The sequence below is a fragment of the Parasphingorhabdus sp. genome, from assembly GCF_049667325.1.
Classification (GTDB): domain Bacteria; phylum Pseudomonadota; class Alphaproteobacteria; order Sphingomonadales; family Sphingomonadaceae; genus Parasphingorhabdus.
Genome location: NZ_JBATHY010000105.1, coordinates 1 through 1865, shown reverse-complemented (window position 1 = coordinate 1865; position 1865 = coordinate 1). Strand labels below are relative to the sequence as shown.

The following is a 1865-nucleotide window of genomic DNA, read 5'->3' as shown; positions in this document are numbered from 1 at the left end:
GACCGGGTTGGATGCGCCGCCTTATTAGGATTTTTCGGACACGCCGGGGGATGGCAGCAACCGGGTGGCATGCGAACATTGCTTGCTGCGATCTTCAACGGCGGCTTCAACCCGTCAAAGCAGATATAAGCATTATTGCCCCCTTAACTCCGATGCGCCGGAAAAATTAGTCGCGCACTGGATAGGGAACGGGCTCATCGGCGTTGATATCTTTCTCGTCTGCTGGTGGCAAATGACGCGCGCCGATCTGGCGGGTCGGGAATTTAACAACCAGCAAGATCAACACCGACAAAATATGCACGCCGATCAGAAACATCAGCATGGCCTTTGGTTCGGAGAGCATCGCGATCGATCCGATCAATATGCCGGCCAGGCTGATGCCCATATTGGAAAAGGCCATGAAGATCGAAAACTGGGTCGCCGCGATCGCCGGCGGGCTGAGCCGCATGTTGATGACGACTTCGCTGATGGCGCTGAAAAAATGCAATACCGTCCAGCCGAGAACAAAGATGATCAGGACCCGCGGATCGCTCCACCGGTCCGCCATCCATATCATCCACCCGGTGAGCGCGATAAACGCACAGCGCGATATCCAGAACGCGCGCTGGGCGCCCAGCTTGCCGACCGCGAACCCGCCGATGGCGATGGTGGCAATACCCGCGACCAGCTGTGCAGTGCCGTTGAGTGATCCCAGCTGATCTTCCGCCCAGCCGGTTTCGCCAGTGGCGATCATCGGCACGGCGATCAGGCATATCCCGTATGTCAGGCCGACGCTGACCAGTATCGGGAAATAGCTGAGGCTTTGCCGCGAAAACGTGTTGCGGAGCGCACCTGTCAGCAACGGCAGCCAGTGATCGGCCTGGGCCAGGATATTCACTTGCTGCGCCTCGCCGCGCGACCAGGGAAGGCGGCGCTCGCCCACGCGTTCCCGCACCCAGATGACATGGACGGTGACCAGGATGACCAGCAGTGCGCAGGCGATATAGGCGGCACTTGCGCCAAAGGCATAGACCATGGTGCCCGTCAGGCCCGCCGATACAGCGATACCGATGACCTGACCGCCCGATGCCAGCGCGCCGCCCATCGACCGTTCCTCCTCGGGGAGAATGTCCACTGTCAGGCCGTCGACTGCGACATCCTGAAACACCGTGGCCGTATTGACCGCCAGGGCAACGAGGCCGAGAATCAGCACATCGCGCGGTCCCGGACTGATGATCGCGAAAATTGCCAGCAGCGCGATCATGACGATTTGCGCGCCGATGATCCACACTCTTCGACGGCCCATGGCCAGCAGCGTGTAACGGTCCATCATGAACCCGGCGATGAACTTGAAGCTCCAGGGTATCCCGGTCATCGCCACCACGAACGCGATATCCCGGGCGGAAGCGCCGCTCACTGCCATCCACGCCGGTATGGTGAAATCGAACAGGCCAAGCGGGATGCCCTGCCCCGCATAGAGCAGGAATATGGTAAAAAGACGCAGGTTTCTGTTTTCGGCCAGAAATGCGGGTTGGCTCGAAGGCCCCGCCAGAGCAGTTGATTCCAAGATATATCCCCCGAAAGGAAAGAAAAGTATATTGCTTCTTTTTCATTTCCTTCAATGGATCAGAGGCTACCGAATATCTCACCCAGAACGGCAGGACACCCGGAAGCTCCCAATCACCGCTCCCCTGGCGCTTGTATACACGAATGCAACATTTTGTAAAATTTGGGAAAAACCGGTTGCTTGATGACATACATCGGCGTTTCAAGAGCATCTGCTCACCCCTTTAGGCAATCCCCTACCCTCCCACCAACAGAGACCCCAACACATGGCCCGCAAACATTCGAAACACGGCGGCTATCAGGATCTGTCCTACGAGGAG

1 protein-coding gene is annotated in these 1865 nt (G+C 58.1%); it reads right to left on the bottom strand.

All coding sequences use genetic code 11. The features are described 5' to 3' along the window. Positions 1 to 166: 166 nt before the first annotated feature. Positions 167 to 1546: an MFS transporter gene (locus tag WBM93_RS05625; protein ID WP_424429318.1), complete on the bottom strand. Its 1380-nt coding sequence runs from the start codon at positions 1544 to 1546 to the stop codon at positions 167 to 169. Positions 1547 to 1865 lie beyond the last annotated feature (319 nt).